The organism is Polaromonas sp. P1_H6 (assembly GCF_056405195.1).
The window spans coordinates 75,779-102,416 of sequence record NZ_JBFUCN010000013.1 but is presented as its reverse complement, the minus strand read 5'-3'; the positions used below and the strand labels follow the sequence as shown (position 1 = coordinate 102,416).

General features: G+C 64.2%; 30 protein-coding genes. 17 read left to right on the top strand and 13 right to left on the bottom strand.

The annotated features are described in order from the left end of the window. Window positions 1-86: 86 nt before the first annotated feature. From AC1D1F_RS13960 to AC1D1F_RS13945, 4 genes are all read left to right on the top strand, one after another. Entirely contained in the window at window positions 87-872 is a 786-nt protein-coding gene (locus AC1D1F_RS13960; protein ID WP_477696811.1) for a hypothetical protein, read from the top strand. 41 nt (window positions 873-913) lie between these two features. Beyond that, entirely contained in the window at window positions 914-1,603 is a 690-nt protein-coding gene (locus AC1D1F_RS13955) for a hypothetical protein (protein WP_477696810.1), read from the top strand. A gap of 5 nt (window positions 1,604-1,608) precedes the next feature. Next, a complete protein-coding gene (locus tag AC1D1F_RS13950) occupies window positions 1,609-2,460 on the top strand; it encodes a hypothetical protein (protein WP_477696809.1) in 852 nt (283 codons plus the stop codon). A 163-nt stretch (window positions 2,461-2,623) separates the two neighbouring features. Next, the gene (locus AC1D1F_RS13945) at window positions 2,624-3,397 is read left to right on the top strand and encodes a hypothetical protein (protein ID WP_477678244.1); all 774 of its coding nucleotides are present in this window, start codon (window positions 2,624-2,626) and stop codon (window positions 3,395-3,397) included. 52 nt (window positions 3,398-3,449) lie between these two features. Here AC1D1F_RS13945 and cynS read toward each other — a convergent pair whose 3' ends face one another. From cynS to AC1D1F_RS13905, 8 genes are all read right to left on the bottom strand, one after another. Continuing rightward, window positions 3,450-3,893 (bottom strand): cyanase, encoded by a 444-nt coding sequence (gene cynS / locus AC1D1F_RS13940; RefSeq protein WP_477648254.1) that lies wholly within the window; start codon window positions 3,891-3,893, stop codon window positions 3,450-3,452. A gap of 48 nt (window positions 3,894-3,941) precedes the next feature. Next, entirely contained in the window at window positions 3,942-4,736 is a 795-nt protein-coding gene (locus AC1D1F_RS13935) for an ABC transporter ATP-binding protein (protein ID WP_477678243.1), read from the bottom strand. Between the two features lie 154 nt (window positions 4,737-4,890). Further along, entirely contained in the window at window positions 4,891-5,754 is an 864-nt protein-coding gene (gene ntrB / locus AC1D1F_RS13930) for a nitrate ABC transporter permease (RefSeq protein ID WP_477678242.1), read from the bottom strand. After that, window positions 5,751-7,109: a CmpA/NrtA family ABC transporter substrate-binding protein gene (locus tag AC1D1F_RS13925; RefSeq protein ID WP_477696808.1), complete on the bottom strand. Its 1,359-nt coding sequence runs from the start codon at window positions 7,107-7,109 to the stop codon at window positions 5,751-5,753. Before AC1D1F_RS13925 ends, ntrB begins: the two co-directional genes overlap by 4 nt. Before the next feature lie 117 nt (window positions 7,110-7,226). Further along, entirely contained in the window at window positions 7,227-7,892 is a 666-nt protein-coding gene (locus tag AC1D1F_RS13920; RefSeq protein WP_477678240.1) for a response regulator, read from the bottom strand. Beyond that, window positions 7,889-9,112, bottom strand: a complete 1,224-nt coding sequence (locus tag AC1D1F_RS13915; protein ID WP_477696807.1) for a sensor histidine kinase — start codon at window positions 9,110-9,112, stop codon at window positions 7,889-7,891. The genes AC1D1F_RS13920 and AC1D1F_RS13915 overlap by 4 nt, the downstream gene beginning before the upstream one ends. Before the next feature lie 114 nt (window positions 9,113-9,226). Continuing rightward, entirely contained in the window at window positions 9,227-11,032 is a 1,806-nt protein-coding gene (locus AC1D1F_RS13910; RefSeq protein WP_477696806.1) for a heparinase II/III domain-containing protein, read from the bottom strand. A 75-nt stretch (window positions 11,033-11,107) separates the two neighbouring features. Next, window positions 11,108-11,695 carry a hypothetical protein gene (locus AC1D1F_RS13905; protein ID WP_477675946.1) on the bottom strand — a complete coding sequence of 196 codons (588 nt, stop codon included), beginning with the start codon at window positions 11,693-11,695 and terminating at the stop codon, window positions 11,108-11,110. A gap of 262 nt (window positions 11,696-11,957) precedes the next feature. On the opposite strand from AC1D1F_RS13905, the gene AC1D1F_RS13900 reads away from it, so the two are divergent. From AC1D1F_RS13900 to AC1D1F_RS13850, 11 genes are all read left to right on the top strand, one after another. Continuing rightward, entirely contained in the window at window positions 11,958-12,452 is a 495-nt protein-coding gene (locus tag AC1D1F_RS13900) for a hypothetical protein (protein WP_477675945.1), read from the top strand. Between the two features lie 5 nt (window positions 12,453-12,457). Further along, window positions 12,458-13,765 (top strand): MFS transporter, encoded by a 1,308-nt coding sequence (locus tag AC1D1F_RS13895; RefSeq protein ID WP_477675944.1) that lies wholly within the window; start codon window positions 12,458-12,460, stop codon window positions 13,763-13,765. Then, on the top strand, window positions 13,762-14,205 hold the full coding sequence (locus AC1D1F_RS13890; protein WP_436155839.1) for a PTS sugar transporter subunit IIA: 444 nt from the start codon (window positions 13,762-13,764) through the stop codon (window positions 14,203-14,205). Before AC1D1F_RS13895 ends, AC1D1F_RS13890 begins: the two co-directional genes overlap by 4 nt. Next, on the top strand, window positions 14,174-14,443 hold the full coding sequence (locus AC1D1F_RS13885; protein WP_477675943.1) for an HPr family phosphocarrier protein: 270 nt from the start codon (window positions 14,174-14,176) through the stop codon (window positions 14,441-14,443). Before AC1D1F_RS13890 ends, AC1D1F_RS13885 begins: the two co-directional genes overlap by 32 nt. A gap of 3 nt (window positions 14,444-14,446) precedes the next feature. After that, window positions 14,447-15,373, top strand: coding sequence for a tetratricopeptide repeat protein (locus AC1D1F_RS13880; RefSeq protein WP_477696805.1), 927 nt, complete (start codon window positions 14,447-14,449; stop codon window positions 15,371-15,373). Next, complete coding sequence (gene ptsP / locus AC1D1F_RS13875) at window positions 15,370-17,136, top strand: phosphoenolpyruvate--protein phosphotransferase (RefSeq protein WP_477675941.1); 1,767 nt, start codon at window positions 15,370-15,372, stop codon at window positions 17,134-17,136. The genes AC1D1F_RS13880 and ptsP overlap by 4 nt, the downstream gene beginning before the upstream one ends. A 117-nt stretch (window positions 17,137-17,253) precedes the next feature. Then, entirely contained in the window at window positions 17,254-17,715 is a 462-nt protein-coding gene (locus AC1D1F_RS13870; RefSeq protein WP_477675940.1) for a Spy/CpxP family protein refolding chaperone, read from the top strand. Then, the gene (locus AC1D1F_RS13865; RefSeq protein WP_477696804.1) at window positions 17,672-18,163 is read left to right on the top strand and encodes a DUF4260 domain-containing protein; all 492 of its coding nucleotides are present in this window, start codon (window positions 17,672-17,674) and stop codon (window positions 18,161-18,163) included. The genes AC1D1F_RS13870 and AC1D1F_RS13865 overlap by 44 nt, the downstream gene beginning before the upstream one ends. Beyond that, a complete protein-coding gene (locus AC1D1F_RS13860; protein WP_477675938.1) occupies window positions 18,157-18,531 on the top strand; it encodes a hypothetical protein in 375 nt (124 codons plus the stop codon). The genes AC1D1F_RS13865 and AC1D1F_RS13860 overlap by 7 nt, the downstream gene beginning before the upstream one ends. A 7-nt stretch (window positions 18,532-18,538) precedes the next feature. Beyond that, a complete protein-coding gene (locus tag AC1D1F_RS13855; protein WP_477675937.1) occupies window positions 18,539-19,222 on the top strand; it encodes a response regulator transcription factor in 684 nt (227 codons plus the stop codon). Beyond that, window positions 19,219-20,511 carry a sensor histidine kinase gene (locus AC1D1F_RS13850; protein WP_477675936.1) on the top strand — a complete coding sequence of 431 codons (1,293 nt, stop codon included), beginning with the start codon at window positions 19,219-19,221 and terminating at the stop codon, window positions 20,509-20,511. Before AC1D1F_RS13855 ends, AC1D1F_RS13850 begins: the two co-directional genes overlap by 4 nt. A gap of 7 nt (window positions 20,512-20,518) precedes the next feature. On the opposite strand, the gene AC1D1F_RS13845 is transcribed toward AC1D1F_RS13850, so the two are convergent. Next, a complete protein-coding gene (locus tag AC1D1F_RS13845) occupies window positions 20,519-21,079 on the bottom strand; it encodes a 2OG-Fe(II) oxygenase (protein WP_477675935.1) in 561 nt (186 codons plus the stop codon). 30 nt (window positions 21,080-21,109) lie between these two features. Next, window positions 21,110-22,027, bottom strand: coding sequence for a LysR family transcriptional regulator (locus AC1D1F_RS13840; RefSeq protein WP_477675934.1), 918 nt, complete (start codon window positions 22,025-22,027; stop codon window positions 21,110-21,112). Between the two features lie 153 nt (window positions 22,028-22,180). Between AC1D1F_RS13840 and AC1D1F_RS13835 the strand changes: the two genes are divergently transcribed. Beyond that, on the top strand, window positions 22,181-23,650 hold the full coding sequence (locus tag AC1D1F_RS13835) for an MFS transporter (RefSeq protein WP_477675933.1): 1,470 nt from the start codon (window positions 22,181-22,183) through the stop codon (window positions 23,648-23,650). Here the strand turns inward: AC1D1F_RS13835 and AC1D1F_RS13830 are convergent. Beyond that, complete coding sequence (locus AC1D1F_RS13830) at window positions 23,613-24,452, bottom strand: DMT family transporter (protein WP_477675932.1); 840 nt, start codon at window positions 24,450-24,452, stop codon at window positions 23,613-23,615. The genes AC1D1F_RS13835 and AC1D1F_RS13830 overlap by 38 nt on opposite strands. A 205-nt stretch (window positions 24,453-24,657) precedes the next feature. Here AC1D1F_RS13830 and AC1D1F_RS13825 point away from each other — a divergent pair, with 205 nt between their 5' ends. Then, the gene (locus AC1D1F_RS13825; RefSeq protein WP_477655772.1) at window positions 24,658-24,858 is read left to right on the top strand and encodes a hypothetical protein; all 201 of its coding nucleotides are present in this window, start codon (window positions 24,658-24,660) and stop codon (window positions 24,856-24,858) included. Here AC1D1F_RS13825 and AC1D1F_RS13820 read toward each other — a convergent pair. Next, the gene (locus AC1D1F_RS13820) at window positions 24,852-25,562 is read right to left on the bottom strand and encodes an AraC family transcriptional regulator (protein WP_477675931.1); all 711 of its coding nucleotides are present in this window, start codon (window positions 25,560-25,562) and stop codon (window positions 24,852-24,854) included. The genes AC1D1F_RS13825 and AC1D1F_RS13820 overlap by 7 nt on opposite strands. Before the next feature lie 10 nt (window positions 25,563-25,572). Further along, window positions 25,573-26,610, bottom strand: a complete 1,038-nt coding sequence (gene lipA / locus AC1D1F_RS13815; protein WP_477675930.1) for a lipoyl synthase — start codon at window positions 26,608-26,610, stop codon at window positions 25,573-25,575. Between the last annotated feature and the right edge of the window lie 28 nt (window positions 26,611-26,638).

Here is a 26,638-nt window from a genome sequence, read left to right as displayed (position 1 = left end):
ATGTTCGCAGGGTCTTTCGCACATGCGATAAAGAGTTGAGTCTTCGAATTGCACGAGTACCAAATGTTCACGAAACCGCCCTGGATATGGCGCTGATCGATCGACTTGCGGCTTTTTCGTCGCCCTCATTGGTGGCCCCGAACTGGACTGTTCGCATCGATACCCATTTTTTGGGAGGTCGACGACACTTTCACTCATGGGAAGTTGCAGATATTGGTCTCCTCGTCTTTGTTCGAATCGGTGGTCGTGTATGTGCAAAGAAAGTCGCTCTTCTGCAGTCTAAGCGTCTCTTCCCGTCCAGCGGTGGCACGGTAACGCCCGATACCATTGACGACTATCACATAGGATTCGGTAGGCTTTTGCCTTCCGATGAGATCACGGTTGCGCTATCCAGTCCAACTACATTTCGTTTTTCACAGTCATCCAGATATAAGTCTCTGCAGGCTGGGGATCACCAGACCAGTGCAATTGCCGAGTTTGAAAGAACGCGGAATATTCCGGTGCATTATTTGCTCTACAACCCATGGGAAGTCCCATTCGAAGTGCAAACCCCCTTGACGTCAAAACCTAAGTTGATCGGCGCAGGCAACGCGGGAACTCGCGTAGTGCCCGCAGCGTTAGTTGCGCAGAAAATGGTAGGCAAGTCACCGACGTTTACTCCTTCGTTCCAAGATATGCACGGACTGACGGGCAGCAGTCGTCATATGGCAGGCTGGCGTCTTGATCATTTCGTAGCTGATCTGGTTCTTGGCTGTAAAGAAGGAAAAATCATCAATACGGAAGACCAGAACACCATGCGAAGCCTATTCTCGGAAAGATCTGGCCCCATCTCGGCGGCAATTGCCATCGGTATAGAAGGCTCCAACGGATGAAGCTGCGCGTTCTTGCCTAGCGCGACGACTTAGGATTAGGGATGGAAAACCCTCCAAAAAAAACGACGGGCGATACCGTCCATGCGATAGTGAAAAGTATCGCGAGTGCCGTACCGACGGCAGGTGGGCCACTGTCCGTGCTGCTTGAGACGTTGTTTTCCCCTCCTATCGAACGGCGAAAAGAGAAGTGGTTCAAACAACTTGCCGAAGTTGTTTCGCAGTTGGAGCAGCGAGTTGAAGATCTCTCCGTCGAGAAGCTATCGAAAAACGAGCTTTTCATCACTATTGCTCTTCAATCAACACAAATTGCACTGCGCAACCATCAAGATGAGAAGATCAGTGCATTGAGGGGTGCGATTCTTCATGCCGGACTCCCGGGCGGACCGGACGAGCAGCTTCAATTAATGTTTCTGCAGTTTGTTGACGAACTTACGCCATTGCATTTGGTAATGCTTGCAGTACTCAATGGCCCTGTTCGTTGGATGGAACAGCATCAGATTCCGTATCCCGGTTGGGGTATGGGTGGCGTGTCGGCCGTTGTTGAACACTGCCTTCCCGCAGTTCGCGGTAGGCGCGAGATCTGCGAGCAAATCGTTCGCGACCTTCAAGCCCGAGGACTGATCCATCAAGGCCAGTTTCTCAATGTCACTATGACGGGTAATGGCATGGTGGAGTCACGCACTACGGAGATGGGTAAAGCCTTCATCGCTTATGTGTCTGAGGGGGCGTAGCCGGTATGGAAAACACTCAAGGCGACCGCGGCTCGTATCTCCGTGGACTTGCAGTGTCCATTTCTGTCATCGATGATTTTGGCCTTTTCCGTGCGTGTGTCCATTGTCTTTCTCCGCATGAGGCTATCGATCTTCTTCGTATCGAGGCGGGAAAGTCCTCTAAGCTACGAGATGCGCTACTCCGAAAAGTCGTGAGCGATGCGGCACATGAGATATGTGCCGAGCATCTCCAGTTGACGGAGACCCTGCTGCAGGACCTCTCTTCGGCAGACGCTCGTGCCAGGCAAGGCCTGGGCTACTGTCTTTCTTCTCTGCACCCAACTTTGCCTCGTAAAGAGCAGGAGCGAATCCAGGCTGGATTCTTTTCTTCCCGCTATGTCGGGGTCCGACGTCGCGGTTACAAGGCGGCCAATGCAGTGGGATGGGTCCAGGCCGAACTACTCTTGTCCACGTGGGAGATGTATCGAGACCCTGAGTCTGCGTTGTTGCTTATCAAGCTGCTCCCATCAGAGCATCTGCTTGTAATGCGATGGGACCTTATGCCGGCTTTGTCGGCGGGATGGATGCGGTCTCGTCTATACCTCCGATTGGCAGAAGTTGCGCCTGAAACCGTCGGGGAGCTTGAAAGAGTCGATGGCATCTCATATTGTTACGTGTTGGCCAAGCTCGGACGCGAACTGACGGTGGCTCAGGCGAAAGCCATCGTGAAACGGTTTGAGGGTGATGAGCATTTCGGGCTTGTCGTTTGGTCCTTAGGGCAAATGAAATTGTGGCAAGTCTTAATCTGGCTCGCTAAGCGCTTGCCAGAGGTTCATGAGGCAAGGTTGGCCGCTTTGAGTGCGAAATTTGCCATCTAGCACTTTCTTTCTTGTGTAGTGCACTTTCGTTGCTTGTGGAGAGAGATCTAAAGATGAATTTATCCATCAAGACAACTTGCCAAGCAGTCAATTCGAAAGCCTTATTAGCTTGCTTCGCCAAACTACAGTTCATAGTTGCCATCGACGTTGACAGGCGCAAAAAATGAGCGCCTCGCGCGTCTGTGCATATTGCATGAAACCCGGCCCCCTTACTAAAGAGCACATTTGGCCCGGTGGCATCATCAAGCGCGCTAAAGGTATCAATACCAGTTACCTTGGCAAGCTCGAAAAGTTCATTGACGCCGAACTTACGATCAAGGATGTTTGTTCTGTCTGCAACAACGGGCCACTCAGCGCACTTGACGCATACATCTGCGACTTGTTCGATGCTCAGTTCAGTCGTCCGGCCATTCGACGAAAACCCAGAACTTTCATCTATAACTACGAGGTGCTCCTGCGTTGGCTCCTTAAAATCTCATACAACTCAGCAAGGATGAACGAGTCAGATGTTGAGGTGCTTTCTAAGCACGTCGAGTTCATGCTCAACGGCGGTGAACTGCCTACAGATGTACAGATTCGACTCGAACTAATTCATTCATCGCCGAATCCAAACTGGTCGCCTGGAAGCGAGACGGCAAAGGAAATTCCAGCAGTCTCTATACGTTGTGCTCGGGTGGAAATGCCCGAAACCCCCCTCCCAGGTGCAAAGCTTCGTCTTGTTGCGATATACGGCTTCTATTTCTGGATAGTTATTACACCGCCGCACGCCGACACTTCACTCTTGCACGAGGGGCTTCCAGGAACGCTTCTGCCGAGCAACCGAAGCAAGTTGTCTCTATACGCCACGCGCGGAATGCTGGAGCTTCACGCTACCTGGGCGCTAAATCCACGTGCTTCAGAATCAATGCGGGAATTGAGGGGGCGCCGTGCCGGCTAGCCCCTCTCGTTTATTTCGCTATATCCCATGACTTGTAGGCTTAGCCAGTAGCCTAATAAGTCTTGTACGGCAAGAACTTCCCCGACAACACCACATTGACCCGATCCCCCTTGGGGTCCGGTTGTCGCACGATGTCCATGGAAAAGTCGATGGCGCTCATGATGCCGTCGCCGAATTCTTCGTGGATCAGCTCCTTGATGGTCGTTCCATACACGCTGACGATTTCATACCAGCGGTAGATCAGCGGGTCGGTGGGAACGGGCGTGGGCAGCGAGCCCTTGTAGGGCACAACCTGCAGCCATTTTTGTTCTTCGGCCGTCAAACCAAAAATCTTGCCGATCACTTTCGCCTGCTTGGCGTCGAAGGTCATCTGGCCCAGGCAGCCCGCGGTGACCCATTCCTTGCTGAGGCCGACTTTCTTGGCAACGGATTCCCAGGTGATGCCTTTGCTGACTTTGACGGTGATGATTTTTTCGGTGATGTCGTTGCGGTTCATGGTTTTTGGCTCCTGTGTTTGAGGTGGTTTAAAAAAGAAATGGAATAGTCAATGCGCCTTGGCGCGCGTGACCAGGAAATCGACGATGTGGTTGCGCAGCTCGTAATAACCGGGCAGGTGGTGCAGGCCGGCGCGGGTGCGTTCCCTGGGCAGCGGATTGACGACTTCTTCGGCGATGCGGCCTGGCGCGTAGACGCCGTCGTTGTCGGTTCCGTTGCTCATCAAGAGGATGCGGTCGGCCAGCAGGATGGCCTCGTCGACGTCATGCGTGATCATGAAGACCGTCTGCTGTGTCTCGCGCACGATGGCCATCAGTTCGTCCTGGATGGTGCCGCGGGTCAAGGCGTCGAGGGCGCCAAAGGGTTCGTCTAACAGCAGCATCTTGGGCTGTATCGCGAAGGCACGGGCAATGCCCACGCGCTGTTTCATGCCGCCCGAGAGCTGCGAGGGTTTTTTGTCGATGGCGGCCGAGAGGCCGACCATGGCGACGAATTTCTCGACATGGGTATTGACCTGCGCCGAGGTCCAGTCGGGCCAGCGCGAGACCACGGCGAAGGCGATGTTCTTGCGCACCGTGAGCCAGGGCATGAGGGCGTGGCTCTGGAAGACCACGCCGCGCTCCAGGCTGGGGCCGCCTATCTCGCGGTTGTCCATAAAGACATGGCCGGCGCTCGCGCTGTCCAGCCCGGCCAGCACATTGAGGATGGTGGTCTTGCCGCAGCCCGAGTGGCCGATGATGCAGACAAACTCGCCCTTGCTGATAGTGAAGGACACATCGGCAAACACCGGCCGGCCCGGCGTGAAGCTTTTGCTAAGCCCCTCGATCTTGAGAAATCCCTGCATGCTGTGTTCCTTCTTTGGAGGGCGCCCCTCAAAAAGCCCTCCTGGCGTTGTTGCGCCGCCTTGCCGTACTGGTGTACTGTCTGCGGCGACGCGCCTAGCCAGGACCGCTTCGCTGGGCTTTGTGAGCGGCTCTAGTGCGGTTCTTGCTATGGAATCACTCCACATAAGTCACCACTTTTTGGAGTTGCGCAAACGCCAGGTCCAGCAGCATGCCGACAATGCCTATGACCAGGATGGCGAAGATCACATTGGTGAGCGAGAGGTTGTTCCACTCGTTCCAGACGAAATAGCCGATGCCGGTGCCGCCCACCAGCATCTCGGCGGCGACGATCACCAGCCAGGCGATGCCCATGGAGATGCGCATGCCGGTCAGGATAGTGGGCGCGGCCGCCGGCAGGATGACCTGGAAGGCCTTGCGCAGGGGGCTGACTTCCAGCGTGCTGGCCACGTTAAGCCATTCGCGCTTGACCGAGGCCACACCAAAGGCGGTGTTGATCAGCATGGGCCAGACCGAGCAGATAAAGATCACAAAGATGCCCGAGATCGACGAGTCCTTGATGGTGTAAAGCGCCAGCGGCATCCAGGCTAATGGAGAGATCGGCTTGAGCACCTGGATGAAGGGGTCGAAGGCCCGGCGCAGCAGCGGCGACATGCCGATCACAAAACCCAACGGCACGGCGACCGCGCAGGCCAGCAAAAAGCCCAGGCCCACACGCGCCAGCGAATGGCCCAGTTGGATCAGGATGCCCTTGTCATTGGGGCCGTTGTCGTAGAGCGGATTGGAGACCTGCTTCCAGATGGCCGTGCCCATCTGGCCCAGCGTGGGGAAGCCGGTGGTCTTGGTGCTGCCCGGGTCCTTGCCCATCATCTTCTGGTACTCGATCTGCTCGGCGCTCAGGCCCGCGGTGCTGGCCGCGACCGTGCCGGGTGCGGGCAAGGTGGCCGTGTACCAGATGGCGAGAAAAGCCAGGAAGATCAGCAGCGAGACCAGGCCCGCCTTGAGGTTCAGGGACTTCATGAGAGCTTGTTGATGGTGAAGCTCTTGACGTAGTCTTCAGGTTTTGCTGGGTCGAATTCCTTGCCCATGATCTTGAACTTTTTGTACGCACCTTCAGGCGGCTTGAAGCCGGCCAGCGCCATCTGTTTCTTGGCGTCGGTCAGCATGAAGACCTTCTCGGCGATCTGTTTGTAATTGACTTCGCCCTTCACATAACCCCAGCGTTTCATTTGCGTGAGCATCCACACCGCCATGCTCTGCCAGGGCACGGGGTCGAAGTTGGCGCGGTCCGGCACGTTGCGGATGTTGCCCAGGCCGTCGGCGAACTTGCCGGTCAGCACCTGCTGCAGCACGGCCTCGGGCTGGTTCAGGTATTGCGTGGGCGCGATGACCTTGGCGATCAGGTCGCGGTCCTTGGGCTGGCTGGCCATGAAGGAGGCGCCCAGCACCGCGCGGTAGAGCGCGGCAAAGGTGTTGGGGTTCTGCTTGATGAATTCATCGCTGACACCGAAGGCGCAGCAGGGATGGCCGTCCCAGATTTCTTTCGACAGGATGTGGATGAAACCGACTTCGTCATACACCGCGCGCTGGTTGAAAGGGTCGGGGCCCAGGAAGCCGTCGATGTTGCCGGCGCGCAGGTTGGCCACCATCTCGGGCGGCGGCACCACGCGCAGCTGAACGTCGGTGTCGGGGTTCAAGCCGTTCTCGGCCAGGTAATAGCGCAGCAGGAAGTTGTGCATGCTGTACTCAAACGGGATCGCGAACTTGAAGCCCTTCCAGTTTTTCGGGTCGCGGTTGTTCTTGTGCTTGACGTGCAGCGTGATGGCCTGGCCGTTGGTGTTCTGGATGCTGGCGACATTCATGTTGACCTGGTTGGAGCCCAGGCCCATGGTCATGGCCAGCGGCATGGGCGACAGGAAGTGCGAAGCGTCATGCTCCTTGTTGATCATCTTGTCGCGTATCAGCGCCCAGCCGGCGGTCTTGTTGAGCTGCACGTTGAGGCCTTCTTTTTTGTAGAAGCCCAGCGGGTCGGCCATGATCAGCGGGCTGGCGCAGGTGATGGCGATGAAGCCTATCTTGAGGTCCTTCTTCTCCAGCGACTTGCGCTCCTGCGCCATGGCTTGCAGCGCGCCCAGCGGCAGCACCGAGGCAATGGCGGCGCGCGCCGTGTTGGCGCCCACCGCGCGCAGAAAGCCGCGGCGCACGCTGTCGATCGGGAACAGCGCTTTCACCAGGCTGGCTTCCATAAAGCCGTGCGAGAGTTCCTGCGGGTTGTCGGCGGCGCTGCCGTGTTCACCGGGCGCGTGGTTTTCGCCGCAGGCGCAGCGCAGCATCAGTGGACGGTCGGCATCATAGGCATCGAAACGGTTGGACATGGCAAACCCCTTTGGCAAAGATGCAGGTTTCCATGCAAGGCGCGGGCCTGTGGGCGCGGTTTGCGGCATCGCCGCCGCAAATCGCCGGGCCCCGCCCTAAGCGCTGTAGGGCCAGCCCTACAAATTCGGCGTTTTGGCGTGGCGCTCGGCATACAGCGCGAGTTCCACGTCGTTGCGGGTGCCGGTTTTTTCGAGGATGCGCGCGCGGTAGGTGCTCACGGTGTTGGCTGCCAGGCCCAGCTGCGCACCAATTTCGCCCACGGACTTGCCAGCCGTGAGCAGGCGGAACACCTGGTGCTCGCGGTGCGACAGCGATTCGGTGCCGCCGCTGCCGCTGCCGGCGGCGCTGCCGCCCATGGCGCTGGCCAGGGCCTCGGCGGCAATCGCCGACACATAAATTCCGCCGCCGGCCACCTTGCGCACCGCCGCGATCATGTCGTCGGGATTCGCGCTTTTGTTCAGGTAGCCGGCCGCGCCCAGCTTGATGCAGCGCACGGCGTATTGTTTTTCGGGATAGGTGCTGAGCATCAGCACCGGCAGGCGCGGCCAGCTTTTTTTCAGGGCCTGCAGCACGTCCAGGCCGTCGCGGTCGGGCAGGGCGATGTCCAGCAGCACCGCGTCCAGGCCCTTGTCGCCGCCCAGGGCTTCGACGCGCAGCAGGACGTCGGGGCCGGTTTCGGCTTCGGCCACGACCTCGATTTCAGGGGCGTCGGCCAGCACCTGCTTCAGGCCCTCGCGCACGATGCGGTGGTCGTCGCCGATCAGGATTTTGAGCATGTTCATGGCGGGGTGGCGGCTGCGGCCGGCAGCGCGATGCGCAGGTGGAAAAGCGAGCCGCAGCCGGGTTCGCTGCTGATCTCCAGGCTGCCACCCAGATGCCGCGCGCGTTCGCGCATGCCCATCACGCCATAGGCATCGGCCGCTTCAAAGGCGGCGGCTTCGGCGCCGCGGCCGTTGTCCTGCACCGCGATGCTGATGCCGGCCGCATCGGCGTGGATGCGGATGGCGACTTCGCTGGCGGCGGCATGCCGGCCCACGTTGCTGAGCATTTCCTGGAAGATGCGGAAGATGGCGATGGACCCCGGCTCGGGCAGGGGCGCGGCGCCGGCCACGTCCATCTGCCAGTCCAGCGCCAGTTCGGCCGACTGCACGAACTCGTGCGCCTGCCAGTCGAGCGCGGCCCAGAGTCCCTGGTGGTCCAGGATGCTGGGGCGCAGGTCGGTGATGATGCGGCCCACGTTGTCGACGGCGCTTTCGATCAGCCGGCCCATGTTCTGGCATTTGTGGCGCATGGTGTCGCGCATGGCCTGGGCCGCTTCGGGTTCGCGCTGCTGCTGCTCGCCCAGGCGCTTGTCCAGCCAGCCCACGTCCATCTTGAGGGCCACCAGCAGGCTGCCGAGTTCGTCGTGCACCTCGCGCGCGATGCGGGTGCGTTCTTCCTCGCGCACCGTGTGGGTGTAGGCGGTGAGTTCGCGCAGGTGCTGCAGCGCTTCCGAGAGCGCATGGGTGCGTTCGCTGACGCGCTGCTCCAGCACCGCATGGGCCTGGCGCAAGGCATCTTCGGCCTGGCGGCGCGCCGAGATGTCGACAAAGGTGACCACCGCGCCCTGCACCACGCCGCCTTCGACGATGGGGTAAGAGGAATACTCGACCGCGAAGGCGCTGCCGTTTTTGCGCCAGAACAGTTCGGTGTCGATGCGGCAGGGCAGGGCCTTGCGGAAGGCGTTGAAGATGGGGCACAGCTGCTCGGGGTAATGCGCGCCGCCGGCGTGCGAGTGGTGCGCGAGTTCGTGCATGTTGCGGCCCAGCACCTGCTCCGCTTCATAACCCAGTTGCTCGGCGCCGGCGCGGTTGATGAAGGTGCAGCAGCCGTCCATGTCGATGCCGAAGATGCCCTCTCCGGTGGATTCCAGCAGTTGCGACAGCCGGTCGCGCCAGAGCGGCTGGTTGACGCCGGGAAGGTGGGTGGGCGGCGTCACCGGCGTGGTCGCTGTGACGGGCATAACCGGAATGGCGATGTCTTCAAACATGCACTGCATTAGCAAGCCGCGTGCCCAGCTTGGTGCAGGCCCTGGCCTGCACAGTGCGCCAGGGCGGTGCGAAAACCGCAATAGCGTCTAGCCCCGCGAAAAGCGGGCCCCCAGTTTCCAGCTGCCGTCTGCCCTGGGCTTTCCGGACACCACCAACTGGCGAACGTTGGGATTCGGCTGGTCGAAGTCGCGGCGGGGCGCCGAGATATCGAGCACGTCCAGCTGGATTGCGTCGCCTTCAAACTGCACGGCCAGGCGTTTGCCTTTTTGCGTCAGAAACGCGGTATGGCCTTCCAGCCTGACCTCCGCCTCGGTGGCCATCGCCCACCGGACTGTGCTGCCCGGACGGGCGCCGAAAAGCTCGTCGTCAAGTTGCACCGCATCGCCCAGGAAACGGGCGCGGCGGGTGGCGCGCGTGACCTGGCCCGGCAACAGCGCTGCGGTCAGGTCTATCAAGGCTTCGCGCTCGTCAACCATGCGCAGCGTGGCCATGCCGCGCACACTGTGCGCCTGGCCGCCCAGCGTCAGTGTGTTGTGCGCTTCAGCTGACAGCCTGAAGACCTGCCAGCGTGTTGACTCCCGTCTCATGTTCCACAGGTCGATGCCGCGTGATTCCAGGCTGCCGTAGTCCTGCGCGCCGAGGTCTTTGGCCCATCGCAGGCCATCCAGGTCGAGCACGAAACTGCCCGCATCCATGTGCCCATGGCTGTGCGCCGCGCCGCCCGCCTTGATGGCGAACCACCACGCGTCCGGGTCGGACCATGATGAACGCCAGATGGCGAGCGGCTGCGCCCCCTGGCCCGAGAAACGGGTGGGCGCGGTATTTGCCGCGGTTCTTGTGGGCCACCACAACACCGAGAGGGGCGCGAAGCGGTCAGACAGGCCCTGCCCGTTGCGGATCATCTGGCGCTTGGCCGTCAACAGCGCGGGCTGATCCAGTTCACGGGCCATGTAGACGATGGCGCATGGCAGGCCCTGCGTCTCGTTGCCGTCGGCAAAATTGAAATACTTCCCGGACGGGCCGATGGCGTGTGCATAGAACTCCGCACTGCGCTTGAATCCAGGCGCATCGAGCAAGCCCCAGCCGTCGTCCCTGGTGTCGCGGAGTGCGGCGGCCAGCATCACCGTGTAGCTGCTTCCATAGCTCCAGTAGTCCGGCCCCTCCGGGTAGATCCCATCCGGCCGATAGGCATTCAGCCCGATAAATACGCCTTGGCGCGCCGCCGCGAGAAGGTCGATAGCCAGTGCGGGCTCATCTTCCTCCACGGCCAGCGCCCCCAGGACCATGCTGCCAATGCAAACCTGGTTCCAGTTGTTGGTGGACCTGAACGTTTTGTGGCCGTTGCGCGCCTGGGCAATGCCCTTGTCGACAATCGCGGCGCGCAGGGTGGCGCGGTCAGTGGCCGACAGATCGTTGAAAAGCCAGCTGTAGGAAATGGCCATGCCCGTGGTCATCTCGGCGAGGTCCAGGAAGGGATCCGGATGCCAGTCACTGAATGCAGCGACGGCGAGCATTTCCTGCCGGGCGCGGTCCAGGAAAACCCGCTCCCTTGTCACGCGGTAAGCGAAAGCCCACTGCAGGCTTCGGCGAATGAACTCGCGCGAGACACCCAGCAGGCGGCCGTCCTCGAGTTTGTGCGCTAGAGGAGGCAGGGCGATGTCGGTGCGGGCGCGTGCCAGCAGTGCTGCGGTGAAACGGGCAAGATCAGGGTCGGCTTTGCATCGATCAGGCAGGGAAGACCAATCGGTTTCGCTGGCAAGCAGTGTTGGGTGAGCCTGAACTGCTGGCGGCGGTTCGGCAGATTCGGCCATAAGCTGCAGGCTCCCGCACCCGGTCAACTGGGTGGCGACTGGAAACATCGCGGCAAGAAACTCGCGGCGTTTGAAAGGCATCCTTTTGTCCTTCAGCTTGCGTTAGCTTCGCGACCTGGCCTACGCAAGATTGCGGAGTAGCGGGTTAACAGGCTCCTAGTCCGTAAATTCAGTAAATAGGGTGCCGGCGCAACGCCCGCCTAAGCCATTGCGTGCGTAATAGTTCCAGCGATAGGCCATTTCGGTGTTGTCCTGGCAGGCCACACCCTTGTACAACTTGCCATAAGTGGCCCTTGCGCCCGAGGATGACCGGTAGCTGTCATGGGATTCAGCCACCAGCACGCCATCCTTGGGGTAAACCTTCAGCACGCCATAAGACGCATTGCTCGGAATGTCGTAGTCCACATAGAGTGTGTTTCGCTCGGCATCTCGCCCCGATTTTTCTATCAAGATAAAAACCGCCTGTTGCTGCTCAACCAGCTCCTGCTGCGTCAGGTGGGTAAATGATTGGGATTGGATTTTTTTGCCGAATTTCAGCGCGGGGCCCAGCACCAGCAAAGGTTTTCGCTCGCCCGTAGCGGCAGGGTTGAACCGATGTTGAAGCGGCTTCTTGAACCGGTTGACGACAGCCGAGAAAATTTCATCGTCGCTGAAGTTCTGGTTCTGCAGCTCCAAAGCCCAGACAGGGCTTGCGGCGCATAGCAGCATTGCCGCCATGAACGAGTGTGTTTTGAAATTGACCATGACCAAGCTTACCAAGCCAGGGCCCAATTCAGACGGCCGCGATGGCGGGCCCGCATCATGGCGCGAAGTCCTGAACTTCTTCGATAGGGGTTCTGGGCATATGCCAGGCATGAGCAAGCAAGGTGCCCAGCTTGGTGCAAGGCTGGATGCTTTTTGCGCGCCAAAGCGGTGCAAAACGCCGCCTCCAGGCGGGAATCCCTGTAAAGTCCAAGGCATGCTTATGATTTCCGGGGCCGCTATACGCTCCTTGCCGCGGCCCTCCTTGGCTCTTTTGATTGCCACGGCCCTGCTCGCGGCCTGCAGCCCCACCCTGAACTGGCGCGAAGTGCGGCCCGAGGGCACGCGCCTGGCGCTGCTGCTGCCCTGCAAGCCAGACAAGGCGCAAAAAAACGTGCCCCTGGGCGGGCCGGCGACGCCGCTGTCCATGCTGGGCTGCGATGCGGGCGGCGCCACCTTTGCCGTGGCAGTGGTGCAACTGGGCGATGCGGCCCAGGCCGGGCCTGTGCTCGCGCAGTGGCAAAACCTTACGCTGGCCAACATGAAGGCCGGGCCGGCACAGGTCTCGCCGCTCAAGCTGCCCGGGGCGGCTGATGCCATCCTGGTCAAGGCACAGGGCCAGCGCGCCGACGGCACGGCGGTGAGCGGGCAGGCGGCTTACTTTGCCCAGGGCGCGCAGGCCTTCCAGGTGGTGCTGTATGCCGACCGCATCGCGCCCGAAGTCGCCGAGACCTTTTTCTCCAGCCTTAAATTCGAATGAGTCGAATGACGACCGCCGAAACCTCTTTGTCCGCCGCGCACAGGGCATCATCCGCCGCGTCCGAGCCCGGCCGGCTGGACGCCTGGACCGGCGCTATTGTCTTCCTGGCTTTTGCCGCGGCCTATTTCTGTTCGGCGCTGGTGCGGGCCATCACGGCCACCTTGTCGCCGGTGCTGACACAGGATTTCTCACTGCATGCGCGTGACCTGGGCTTGCTGGCGGGCGGCTACTTCCTGGGTTTTGCCGCGACGCAGCTGCCGCTCGGCACCTGGCTGGACCGCCATGGCCCCAAGCGTGTGATCCTCAGTTTTTTAAGCCTGGCGGTGCTGGGCTGCCTGGCGTTTTCGCTGGCGACCAGCTTTGCCTGGCTGCTGGCCGCGCGTGTGCTGGTGGGCATGGGCGTGAGCGCCTGCCTGATGGCGCCGCTCACGGGTTACCGCCGCTGGTTCGAGCCGGGCACGGTGCTGCGCGCCAATTCCTGGATGCTGATGACGGGCTCGCTGGGCATGCTGGCCTCGACCCTGCCGGTGCAGTGGCTGATGCCGGTCACGGGCTGGCGGCCGCTGTTCTGGATCCTGGCGGCCATGATTTTGCTGTGCATGATGGCCATTGCCTGGGTGGTGCCGACCTGGAAGCTGAGCAGCTCCAGCGCGCCGGGTGCGCCGGCTGAAGCCGAGGCTGAGACCGGCTATGCGCCCATCTGGCGCAGCCGCTATTTCCGCAAAATGACGCCCATGGCCTTTTTCAACTACGGCGGGCTGGTCGCGGTGCAGACCTTGTGGGCCGGTCCCTGGATGGTCAAGGTGGCAGGTTATACGCCGCTGCAGGCCGCCACCGGCCTCTTCTCTATCAATGCCACCATGCTGGTGACCTTCTGGAGCTGGGGCATGGTCAATCCCTGGCTGGCGCGCCATGGCTGGTCGGCGACCCGGCTGATCACCTGGGGCGTGCCGGTCAGCATCGCGGTGCTGGCCTTCAACATCGCGGCCGGCACATCCACCGGCTGGCTGGGCTGGGCCCTGTTCTGCATGGGCTGCAGCGTGATGGGCCTGGCGCAGCCGGCGGTGGGCATGGCTTTCAAGCCCGCGCTGGCGGGCCGGGCGCTGTCGGCCTACAACCTGATGATTTTTGCCGGCGTGTTCGTGGTGCAGTGGGGCATAGGCCTGCTGATCGACGTGTTTGCGGCCCTGGGCCTGGGGCAGGTGGCCAGTTTCCAGGCGGCCATGGCGGTGTTATTGTGTTGTTGTATCGCCTCATATGGGTATTTCCTCAGTGTCCGCGCCGATAATTCAGTGGAACCCGCAAACCCATGAACGGCATTTTTATCATCGCCCACGCCCCGCTGGCCTCCGCCCTGCGCCAGTGCGTGCTGCATGTATTCCCCGACAACGCCCCCGGCGTCGCCGCGCTGGACGTCCAGCCCAACATGCCGCCCGAGGAAACCCTGGCCCAGGCGCGCATCATGCTGGCGCAACTGGGCACCTCGCATGCACTGGTGCTGGCCGACGTGTTCGGCGCCACGCCCTGCAACGTCGCGCAAAAACTTGTCGACGGCGTTCATTCCAAACTCATCACCGGCATCAACCTGCCCATGCTGCTGCGCACCATCTCCTACCGGCACGAGTCCCTCGACGCCCTGGTGGCGCGCGCCCTCATCGGGGCCACACAGGGCGTGATGCAGGTGGCCATCACCGCACCGCAGAACCAGGTACGCCGAAACCATGATCAAGACCAGCACGACCATCAGCAATAAGCTGGGCCTGCACGCCCGCGCCTCCGCCAAGCTCACCAAACTCGCCGGCAGCTTCGGCTGCGAAGTCTGGATGAGCAAGGGCGAGCGCCGCGTCAACGCCAAAAGCATCATGGGCGTGATGATGCTGGCCGCCGGCCTGGGCAGTACCGTCGAGGTCGAGACCAACGGGAATGACGAGCAGGCGGCCATGGATGCCATCCTCGCGCTGATCGCCGACAAGTTCGGCGAAGGGGAATAAACCGTGCCCAAGCGGATTTCAAGGTCGGGCCTGGCGTTTCGCGCCAATGAACGCGGAATCCAGTGTCGTGACGGGGATGAGGACGAGCTCGCCCTGGCCTGTTACCGCGAAGCCATCCGCTACAGGCCCGACTGGGCCAAGCCCTGGTACAACATCGGCCTGCTGCACAAATACCGCTGCGAATGGCGCGAATCGCTGGAGGCCAACCTGGAGGCCATCCGCCTGGACCCGTCCAGCGAAGCGGCGATCTGGAACGCCGGCATTGCCGCCACCGCCCTGGGCGACTGGGCCCGCGCGCGCAGCGCCTGGAAGCAGTACGGCATCAACGTCGGCGAGGGCGATGGGCCGGTCGACTACCCCATCGGTGCGACGCCGGTACGAGTGGCCGTCGACGGCGAGCCCGAGGTGATCTGGACCCGGCGCATAGACCCGGCCCGGGCCGTGATCGAAAGCGTTCCGCTGGCGGCTTCGGGCCGCCGACACGGTGATCTGCTGCTGCATGACGGCGCGCCCAACGGCTACCGCAAGATCGGCACGCGGGAAGCCGCCGTCTTTGATGAGCTGCAGCTGCTCCAGGCCTCCGCCTATTCAACCTTCGAAGCAGTCGTCGAGGGCGCGACCAGCGCCGACCTCGATGAGCTGCGCGCGCGCTGCGATGCCGAGCGTGTGGCCATGGAAAACTGGTCGGAAACGCTGCATACCCTGTGCAAGGCCTGCTCCGAAGGCCGGCCGTTTGCCGACGGCGGCCACAACCATGACGAGCCGGCCCCCAGCGGCGATTCGTGGCGGCTGGGCATCGCGGCGCAGGAAGCCGGCCAGGCCAGGCGCGCGCTGGACGCCTGGCTGGGCGCCAAGCCGGGGGCCAGGCTCTCGGCCTTCGAATGCGTGCTGGACGCGGCCGCCACGCCGCAAACAGGGAGTGCCGCATGACTTTTTCCGTCCACGGCCTGGCTGTTTCACGCGGCATCGCGATCGGCCGTGCCGTGCTCGTGGCGTCCAGCCGCGCCGACGTGGCGCACTATTTTGTCGACGATGCCAAGACGGCGGACGAGATCACGCGGGTGCGAGTGTCGCGCAATGCGGTGGTGGAGGAAATCACACGCCTGCAGCAGGACCTGCCCAAGGACGCGCCGCATGAACTCGCCGCGCTGCTGGACGTGCACCTGATGCTGCTGCAGGACGAGCAGCTGATCAGCGGCGTGAAGCACTGGATCACCGACCGCCACTACAACGCCGAGTGGGCGCTGACCACGCAGTACGAAATCATCGCGCGCCAGTTCGACGACATGGAGGACGAGTACCTGCGCGAGCGCAAGGCCGACCTCGAGCAGGTGGTCGAGCGCATCCTGCGCCACATGAAGGGCGTGGCCTCGCCGGTGCAGCCGGCCGGCCAGGCGGGCGCGGGCCGCAAGCTTTCGCAGCAGGACCTGCTGCTGGACGACACCACCGACGTGCCGCTGGTGCTGGTGGCGCACGACATCTCGCCGGCCGACATGCTGCAGTTCAAGCAAAGCCTGTTCGCCGGCTTCGCCACCGACGTGGGCGGCAAGACCTCGCACACGGCCATCGTGGCGCGCAGCATGGACATCCCAGCCGTGGTGGGCGCGCGCAGCGCCAGCCAGCTGATCAAGCAGGACGACTGGGTCATCATCGACGGCGACGCCGGCGTGCTGATCGTCGACCCTTCGCCCATCATCCTGGCCGAGTACGGCTTCAAGCAGCGCCAGGGCGAGCTCGAGCGCCAGCGCCTGAACCGCCTGAAGAACACGCCCGCGCTGACGATTGACGGGCAGCGCATCGAGCTGCTGGCCAACATCGAGATGCCCGAGGACACCGTGGGCGCGGTGACGGCCGGCGCGGTAGGCGTCGGGCTGTTCCGCAGCGAGTTCCTGTTCATGGGGCGCAGCGGCAAGCTGCCCGACGAGGAAGAGCAATACCAGGCCTACCGCAAGGCGATAGAAGGCATGCACGGCCTGCCGGTGACCATACGCACGGTGGACATAGGCTCCGACAAACCGCTGGACCGCCACGCCAAGGCGCAGGACACGCACCTGAACCCGGCGCTGGGCCTGCGCGCCATACGCTGGAGCCTGGCGGACCCGCCGATGTTCCTCACGCAGCTGCGCGCCATCCTGCGCGCGGCGGCGCACGGCCAGGTCAACCTGCTGGTGCCCATGCTGGCGCATGCCACAGAAATCCGCCAGACCATGTCGCTGATAGACCACGCACGCGCGATGCTCGACAACAGCGGCACGCCCTACGGCCCGGTGCGCCTGGGCGCGATGATCGAGATCCCGGCGGCCGCGCTCACGCTCAAGCTCTTCCTGAAGTACTTCGACTTCCTGTCGATAGGCACCAACGACCTGATCCAGTACACGCTGGCGATAGACCGCGCCGACGAGACGGTGTCGCACCTCTACGACCCCTGCCACCCGGCGGTGCTGCGCCTGATCGCCGACACGATCGCCGAATGCGATGCCCAGGGCAAGGGCGTCAGCGTCTGCGGTGAAATGGCCGGCGACGTGGGCATGACGCGGCTGCTGCTGGGCCTGGGCCTGCGCAGTTTTTCCATGCACCCCTCGCAAATCCTGGCGGTCAAGCAGCAGATCCTGCGCGCCGATGCCTCCAAGCTGCAGCCCTGGGCCGCACGGGTTTTAGCCAGCGAAGACCCGGCTGCCCTGCTGCAAGACTGAGCGGGGCCGGGGCACCGTCCCGCCGAAACAAAGCGAAACATGCCGTAACCCGGGCGAAAACACCTGCCTCCCCGGCGCAGGCACCATGAAGACCTTCCAACCTCTGCAAGGCTCTTCATGAAACACCGCATCAAAAAAACGCTGCTCGGCCTGTTCGGCGGGGCGCTCATCATCGGCAGCCTGGGCGCCTGCGCGCAGCGCGGCCCCGGCGGCATGCACGGCGACATGGGTTCGCCCGAAGCCCGTGCCCGCATGGTCGAAAAAATCGGCTCGCGGCTGGACCTCGATGCCGCGCAAAAACAGAAGCTCACGGTGCTGGCCGACAAGCTGCAGGCCCAGCGCACCGCCCTGCGCGGCACCACCGAGCCGCGTGACACGGTTCGCGGCCTGTTCGCCGGCAACAAGCTGGACCAGGCCGGTGCGAAAAAACTGATCGATGAAAAAACCGCGGCCCTGCAGGCCGGCAGCCCCGAGGTGATCGCCGCCGCGGCCGATTTCTTCGACAACCTGCGCCCCGAGCAGCAACAGAAAGTGCGTGACTTCATGGAACGCGGCCGCCGCTGGGGCCACCATGGCTGAGGCGCTGTTCTTTCCGCCCGCCCGCATGGCGCGGGCTGTGCGGCGCGTGAGCACCGTGGCCGGGACTGGCAGCGCCAGTGGCGGCGTGCGCCTGCTGCTGCGCGCTGAAGGGCTGGTGGTGCTGGCCGCTTCGGTGGCGGCCTATGCCCAGTTCGGCGCGGGCTGGGGCTGGTTCGCGGCGCTGTTCCTGCTGCCCGACCTGTCCTTCCTGGCCTACCTCGCGGGGCCGCGCTGGGGCGCACTGGCCTATAACGCGGCGCATTCTTATTTAGGTGCGGTCGGTTTGCTGGCCGCGGGCGTGCTTGGTGCTTCACCGATGTTGCTGGCGGCGGGGCTGGTCTGGTGCGCGCACATCGGCTTTGACCGCCTGCTCGGCTACGGCCTCAAGTACAGCGCGGGTTTCGGCCATACCCATCTGGGCCGGCTGGGTCCACAAGACCCATGGTGAAAACGGCCCATTCCTGGCGCATGCTGCGCGGCTTCCTGTTGCTGGAGTCCGGCCTGCTGGTGGCCGCCTCGCTGGTGCACAGCGGCCTGCTGTTGCGGGGCCATGCCCACGGCCAGGCCCGCATCGCCGAGGCGGTGATCGCCGCCGTGCTGCTGGCGGCCTGGGGGCTCAGTTTTGTGCTGCCCGGGCGCACGCGCAAGCTGGCGCTGCTGGGGCAGTCCTTCGCGCTGATCGGCACGCTGGTGGGCCTGTTCACCATCTTCATCGGCATAGGGCCGCAGTCGGCGCCCGACCTGGTGTTCCACCTCGCCCTGGTGACCCTGCTGCTGGCGGGCCTGTACTTTGCACGCCGCGCGAGTTTCATATGATGGCCGCATGCCCCGCATACTCCTGATTGACGACGACGAGCACCTGGCCGCGCCGCTGGCCGCTTATTTCGCGCGTTTTGACTTCGTGCTGGACAGCGCGCTGCGCCCCGGCGAGGGCCTGGCGAAATTGCGCGCCGGCGCTTATGACGCGGCCATCCTGGACGTGATGCTGCCCGAGATGGACGGCTTCGCGCTGTGCCGCGAGATCCGCAAGGAAAGCGACATCCCGGTCATCATGCTGACGGCGCGCGGCGACGTCATGGACCGCGTGGTCGGCCTGGAGCTGGGCGCCGACGACTACCTGCCCAAGCCTTTTGAGCCGCGCGAACTGGTGGCGCGCGTGCAGACCATCCTGCGGCGCCAGCGCACCGTGGCGCCGGCCGGCCCGCGCCGTGTGTTCGAAGGCCTGGTGATCAATACCGAAACGCGCGAGGTGCTGCGCCTGGGCGAGAAGGTCGAGCTGACCGGCACCGAGTTCGAGCTGCTGGCGCTGCTGGCGGCCGACCCGGGCAAGGTGTTCAACCGCGACGACATCCTGAACCGCCTGCGCGGCCACGAGGCGGAGCTGTACACACGCGCGGTCGACATCGTGGTGAGCCGGCTGCGCAAAAAACTCGAGCCGCTGGACTGCATCAAGACGCTGCGCAACGCCGGCTACACGCTGGCGGTGGGCAAGGCGGGCGCGCCATGAGGCGGCCCAAGCGCTGCCGCCCATCCCGGCCCGAGCGCTGGCGCCACCGCTGGGGGCACTCGCTGCGGCTGCGGCTGATCACGGTGTTCCTGCTGCTGGCGCTGGCCATGGGCGCGGTCTTCATGGGCGGCATGCAGCGCGCGTTTTCCAGCGGCTGGCGCGATGCGGCCAGGCCGCTGATCATCGACTACACGGACAGGCTGGTGGCCGACCTGGGCTCGCCGCCCGACCTGGGCCGCGCGCAGGCGCTGGCGGCGCGGCTGCCGATTTCGATCCGCATCGAGGGTCCGCAGGTGAACTGGCAGTCGCACCCCGAGCGCCATCGCTTCGAGGGCCGTACCGGCGAGTGGCTCAGCCGCACCACGGCCGACGGCCACAAGGTGATCTTCGGCCCCGGCACCATTCCCTCGCATGGCATGTTCGGCTGGATCACGCTGGCGCTGCTGCTGGGCCTGCTGGTGGGCGCCTATTCCTATGTGCGGCGCTTGCTGCGCCCGCTGGACGACATACGCGCCGGGGCCGAGCGTTTCGGCCGCGGCGTGTTCGACACGCCCATCCCGCTGCGCCGGCGCGACGAACTCGGCGACCTGGCCGGGCGCGTCAACACCATGGCGCACGACATCAAGGCCATGCTGGACGCCAAGCGCGGGCTGCTGCTGGCGCTGAGCCACGAGCTGCGCTCGCCGCTGACGCGCGCGCGCCTCAATGCCGAGCTGCTGCCGGTGGCGGGCGAGGGCAGCGCGCCGCGCGAACGCGAGGCGCTGTTGCGCGACCTCGGCGAGATGCGCGACCTGATCAGCGACCTGCTCGAAAGCGAGCGCCTGGCCAGCCCGCACGCCGCCTTGCAGCGCGAGACGGTGGACCTGGCCGCGCTGGCGCGCGAGGTGGTGGCCGACATGCCGCAGGCGGCGGGCGTGGAACTGGACCTGGCGACTGACCTGCCGCCGCTGGCGCTGGACCGCATGCGCGTGCGCCTGCTGCTGCGCAACCTGCTGGATAACGCGCTGCGCTACAGCGCCGGCGCGGCCAGCCCGCCGCGCGTGTCGCTGCATGCGGCGGAGGGCGGCGGCGTGCTGCTGGAGGTGCGCGACTTCGGCCCCGGCGTGGAGCCGGCGCAGCTGGAACACCTGACCGAGCCTTTTTTTCGCACCGACGGCGCACGCCAGCGCGCCACCGGCGGTGTCGGCCTGGGTATGTATTTGTGCCGGCTGGTGGCGCAGGCGCACGGCACCCAGCTGGAGCTGAGCAACGCGGCGCCGGGGCTGGCTGTGCAGGTGCTGTGGCGCTAGCCGCGCTTCAACCGGCTGGCTGCGCGCTTTTGCTGTACATCACGTCGGTACGCAGGACGTACTTTGTGCCGCTGGCAATGGGCGCACCCTGGTGCCTCATGGCATGGGGGAAAACCAGGGCCATCCCTGTGGACGGCTTGATGATTTCCCACTGGAATTCCGTGTTCCCGCCTTCATAGCCTTCGTTGAGGTAGATGATGAAAGTCAGCAGGCTGACCTCATCGTCGCTCTTGAAATAAAACCCGTCTTTGTGCCATTTGAAATACTGGCCGGGGACGTAGCGGTAAAACCGGAACCGTTCATTGAACCCCGACAGCGTCCACTGGTCGAGCTCGTTCGGAAGGCAAGGCCGCGCGCGTTCAAACAGGGTTTTCGCGAGCGCCGGGTCGTCAAAAACAATCCGGTCGTTGTTCCTGATTTCCCTGGCTATTTCAGCGCCATTGGCGGTCTGGATGGCGGCCTCTTCATAGCCGGTTTGTTCGCTGCCACCGATGTAGACGGCGCATTCCTGCGGCGTCAGGAATTCCTTGAGCGTGAACAGGCCTGCGCCGTGGCTGATCTTTTCCATGGGGAGACTCGTTGTTTTGGGTGGGCCCGATCATAGGGCTGGTTCATCACTGGCGGGCTGCCCGGAGCAGACCTCGCGCACGCAGGCGCGCAGCCAGCGGTGCGCCGGGTCGGCATCCAGCCGCGGGTGCCACATCAAGGACACGGTGATGTCCGGCGTGGCGACCGGCAGGGGAAAGCTCAGCATGCCGGCGCGCAGCTTGCCGGTATGCCGCTCGGGCACGCTGGCGACCAGCTCGGACTCGCGGGCCAGGGCCAGTGCTGCGGAAAAACCGCCGACGATGGCGGCGACCTCTCTTTGCAGCCCGAGCGGCGCCAGCGCCTCGTCCACCGGTTCCGCGCCCAGGCCGCGCCGCGAGACGGCGATGTGCCGGGCGGCCGCATAGCGGGCTGACGTGACTTCACCCTCACTCAGCGGGTGGCCCATGCGCACGACACCTATGAAACGGTCGCGGAACAAGGCCTGCACACGCAGTTCAGGCGCCGTGGTCTTGCCGATCACGCCGGTTTCCAGGTCGACGGCGCCGTCGCGCAGAGGCGTGCTGTCCTTGTCGAGTTTTTGCACAAAACACAGGCGCACGCCGGGTGCTTCGCGGCCGACGCGGGCAAGCAGCGCCGGCCCGAAGTTCTCGACAAAGCCTTCGCGGGTGCGCAGCGTGAAGGTGCGCACCAGCCGTGTGAGATCCAGCTTTTCGGCAGGGCGCAGCACCGCTTGCGCGTCCTGCACCAGTTGCCCGACCTGTTCGCGTAATTCGATGGCCCGCGGCGTGGGCACCAGGCCGCGCCCGGCCCGGACCAGCAGTGGGTCGCCGGTGGTCTCGCGCAGGCGGGCCAGCGCCCGGCTCATGGCCGAGGGACTGAGCCGCAAGCGCTTGGCCGCGCCGGCCACGCTGCCTTCGGCGAGCAACACGTCGAGCACGGCGAGCAGGTTGAAATCGGGGGTGGACATGGACTAACCATAGCGCATTTGCCTGTGACATGGCGTTTGATGCACGAATAAAGTGCAAATGCTGCGTCTTCCGCTATGTGAGGCAAAAACTTAGGCTTGAGACCTCGGGTAACTCCATTCCGTGAGTTGCCAACGAAATAGAAAGCGCAGTCCATGTCCAAGCCAATCCCAGCCAAACCCGATAAGGCCGCCCCGCCCTCCATGCCAGCCTCCGTGCGCTGGGCACTGGCCGGCCTGTCACTGTCCATGCTGCTGTCCTCGCTGGGCACCAGCATCGCCAATGTCGGCCTGCCCACCCTGGCGCAGGCCTTTAACGCCTCTTTCCAGGAAGTCCAGTGGATCGTGCTGGCCTACCTGCTGGCCATCACCACCCTGATCGTCGGCGCCGGGCGGCTCGGCGACATCGTCGGGCGGCGGCGCCTGCTGCTGGCGGGCATCGCCCTGTTCACGGCGGCTTCGGTGCTGTGTGCTGTCGCGCCCACGCTCTGGCTGCTGGTCGCGGCACGAGCGGCGCAGGGCCTGGGCGCCGCCGCCATGATGGCGCTGACCATGGCCTTTGTCGGCGAGACGGTGCCCAAGGCCAGGACCGGCAGCGCCATGGGCCTGCTCGGCACCATGTCCGCGGTGGGCACGGCCCTGGGCCCCTCGATGGGTGGGGTGCTGATCGCCGGCTTCGGCTGGCGCGCGCTGTTTTTTGTCAATGTGCCGCTGGGCCTGCTCGCGCTGTTCCTGGCTTACCGCCACCTGCCGCAGGATCGCCAGGCCGGGGCCGGTCAATCCGGCAGGGCCGGTTTCGACGCCGTGGGCACGCTGTTGCTGGCCCTGACGCTGGCGGCCTATGCGCTGGCCGTGACCCTGGGGCGTGGCAATTTCGGTGTGCTCAACATCGCGCTGCTGTCGGCGGCGGCACTGGGCGCCGGCCTCTTTGTGTTCGCCGAGGCCAGGGTCGCATCGCCGCTGGTGCGCCTGGCGATGTTCCGCGACCCGGTGCTGAGCGCCAGCCTCGCGATGAACGCGCTGGTCGCGACGGTGATGATGGCGACGCTGGTGGTCGGGCCTTTCTACCTGTCGCGCGCGCTCGGGCTGGGCACGGCGCTGGTGGGGCTGGTGCTGGCGGCGGGCCCGGTGATGGCCGCGCTGAGTGGTGTGCCGGCGGGCCGGCTGGTCGACCGCCTGGGTGCGCCGCGCACGGCGATTGCGGGCCTGGCCGCCATGGTGGCCGGCTCGGTGGCGCTGTCGCTGCTGCCGGGACTGTTCGGCCTGGCGGGCTACATCGCCGCCATCGCCGTGCTGACGCCCGGCTACCAGCTGTTCCAGGCCGCCAACAACACGGCCGTCATGGCGGAGGTCGCGCCGGACCGCCGCGGCGTGGTGTCCGGCCTGCTGAGCCTGTCGCGCAACCTCGGGCTGGTCACCGGCGCTTCCGTCATGGGCGCGGTGTTCGCGTTCGCTTCGGCGGCCAGCGACATCACGGCGGCAAACCCCGAGGCGGTGGCCACGGGCATGCGGATCACCTTCGCGGTCGCGTCAGTCCTGGCCGTCGGCGCGCTGGCTTTGGCGCTGGCAATCCGTGCGCTCGCGGCGCCTAGCGTGCCCGCGTGCCCAGCACCGCCGCGCCTATGATCATCACGGCCGCCAAGCCTATGCTCCAGCTCAGCGCGCGGCCGCTGACCCCCATCAGCAGCGCGGTGGAGCCCAGCGGCGTGAGATAGCTCAGGATGCCGATCTGCCGGGCGTCGCCGAGCTTGAGGGCCTTGTCCCAGAGGAAGAACGCCGCGCCCAGTGGACCGAGGCCCATCACGGCCAGCAGCAGCGCGTCTTGCACCGAGAGCGTGGCGGCAGGCTCCAGCGCCCAGTGGCACAGCAGCGACAGCACGCCCGACACCAGGCCGAAAAGGCCCATGGCCGCAGTGGGGAAGGCCGGCACCCGTTTTGTCAGCAGCGAGTAGCTGGCCCAGATGAAGGCCGAGCCGAGTGCCGGCAGGTAGCCCCATGACCAGCCGCCTGTGGCGGTGCCGCCAGCTGCACCCAGGATGGCGATGGCCGCGCCGGCAAAACCCAGCAGGGCCGCGGCCACGTGCACCGCGCGCAGCTGCACGCCGCGCAGGAACAGCGGCGCCAGCACCACCATGAAGAGCGGCCAAAGGTAGTTCACCAGGTTGGCCTCGACCGCCGGTGCATGCCGCAGCGCAATGAAGATCAGGAAGTGAAACCCGAAGAGGCCATACACGCCAAGCGCCAGCGTGGCGGCAGGAATTTTCCATTGCGTGCGGTCTCGCAAGACAAAGGGCAGGGCCAGCACGCTGCCGATCAACAGCGCGACGCCGGTGAGCAAAAAAGGCGGTACGTGTTTGAGTGACACCCCGAGCGAGGCAAACAGGGCCCAGAGGGCGATGGCGCCCAGTGCATAAAGATTGGCTGGCATGGCCGCAAGCATAAAAGTCGCAGTGCCCGCCGTCGTCGCGCAAGCACGGTCTGCCGTCGCGCAAACGGGGCCTAACGGGGGGTCTGTGTCCTACAGGAATGCCTACATCCGGTAACCAGCTTCACCTCCCAGGCGCGGGGCGGACACTTGGCGGGCACGGGCCGGGCTTGAAATGAGGGCTCTCATCCCACTTCGAGGAGACCCCATGAAAAAGCTTTCCATTCTTTTGCTGTCGGTGATCGGTTTTATGGCCTTGTCAGGCTGCGTGGCCTATCCCGTGCCTTATGACAATGGGCCGCATTACCGCGGCGGCGGCCCTGGCTACGGCGGCCCGCGCTACGACCGTGACGGCGACGGCGTGAGCGACCGCTACGACCGCCGGCCCAACAATCCCAACCGTTACTGATTTGCCGGGTTTGCGCTTGACCGCCGCCTGAGGGCGGCAGTCAGCGCCGAGGGCGAGTTGTAGCCGCAGTGCAGCGCGGTGTCGGCCACGCTCATGCCGCGGCCGCGCAGTTGCAGCGCCAGGTCCAGGCGTTGCCGGCGCAGCCAGTGCATGACGCTGAGGCCGGTTTCGCGCCGGCAGCGCGCGGCGAATTGCGTGGGGCTTGAGAACACCTGCGCGGCGAGTTGCGCGACGCTGAGCGGCTCATGCAGGCGCTGCTGCGTCCAGGTGGCCAGCTGTTCCCATTGAATGGGGCGCTGGTAGCGCGCGGGTGTTGAAACCTCCGGCAGCGACTGCCAGGCCTCGAGCAGCAAGGCCGGGCCGTAATGCTGCGCCAGGCTGCCCCGCTGCTGCAAAGCATGCGCCAGGTAATTGCCCAGTGCCAGGGCTTGCGCGGTGTGGGCCGGGTCGTAAGCACAGCGCGCCCAGCCGGCCTGCGTGGTGTCCAGCACCAGGCAGCGGGCACCTCCGCGAGATTCAAAATCATGGTGCTCACCGGGCGGGATCACGCAGCCCTGGCCGGCCGCGATGCGGTGCCCGCGCCCCTGCACTTCCAGTTCAAGCACGCCGTCCAGGCTCAGCAACACCTGGAAGTGCCCATGCGCATGGCTGCTGTGCGAGGCGCCGTAGTGGCGCAGCGACAGGGAGTTTTGCGGCGCGTGCATCACGCGAATATCAAATGGCGGCGATGGCCGCGTCGGCCTTGTCGGCGACACCGGCCGCATGGGCCTGCTGGTCGGCGTGGTAGCTGCTGCGCACCATGGCGCCGACGGCGGCGTGGGTGAAGCCCATCTTGTAGGCCTCTTCCTCGAACATCTTGAAGGTGTCGGGGTGCACGTAGCGGCGCACCGGCAGGTGGCTGGTGGAGGGCGCGAGGTACTGGCCTATGGTCAGCATGTCGATGTTGTGGGCGCGCATGTCGCGCATCACCTGCAAAATTTCCTCGTCGGTCTCGCCCAGACCGACCATGATGCCGCTCTTGGTCGGCACGTCGGGGTGCAGGGCCTTGAATTTCTTGAGCAGGTTCAGGCTGAAGGCGTAGTCGCTGCCGGGGCGCGCTTCCTTGTACAGGCGCGGCGCGGTTTCGAGGTTGTGGTTCATCACGTCGGGCGGTGCGGCCTTGAGGATCTCGAGCGCGCGGTCGTCGCGACCGCGGAAGTCGGGCACCAGGATTTCAATCGTGGTAGCGGGCGAGAGTTCGCGAATTTTCTGGATGCATTCGACAAAGTGGCCGCTGCCGCCGTCGCGCAGGTCGTCGCGGTCCACGCTGGTGATCACGACGTATTTCAGTTTCAGGGCCGCGATGGTTTTGGCCAGGTTCAGCGGCTCGTCCTTGTCCAGCGGGTCGGGCCGGCCGTGGCCGACGTCGCAGAAGGGGCAACGGCGCGTGCACTTGTCGCCCATGATCATGAAGGTGGCCGTGCCCTTGCCGAAGCATTCACCGATGTTGGGGCAACTGGCTTCTTCGCAGACGGTGTTGAGCTTGTTCTCGCGCAGGATCTGCTTGATCTCATAGAAGCGCGTGGTCGGGCTGCCGGCCTTGACGCGTATCCAGTCAGGCTTCTTGAGTATTTCGCCCTGCACCACCTTGACGGGGATACGCGAGAGCTTGGCCGCGGCCTTCTGTTTGGCCAGCGGGTTGTAGCCTTCCAGGGCCTGGACTTCGCGGACCACCGGGTTGGCCGTGGTTTGGAGGGGGTCGGGTGTGCTCATGAATGTGTTTCGTGTTGGCGGCAGGTTC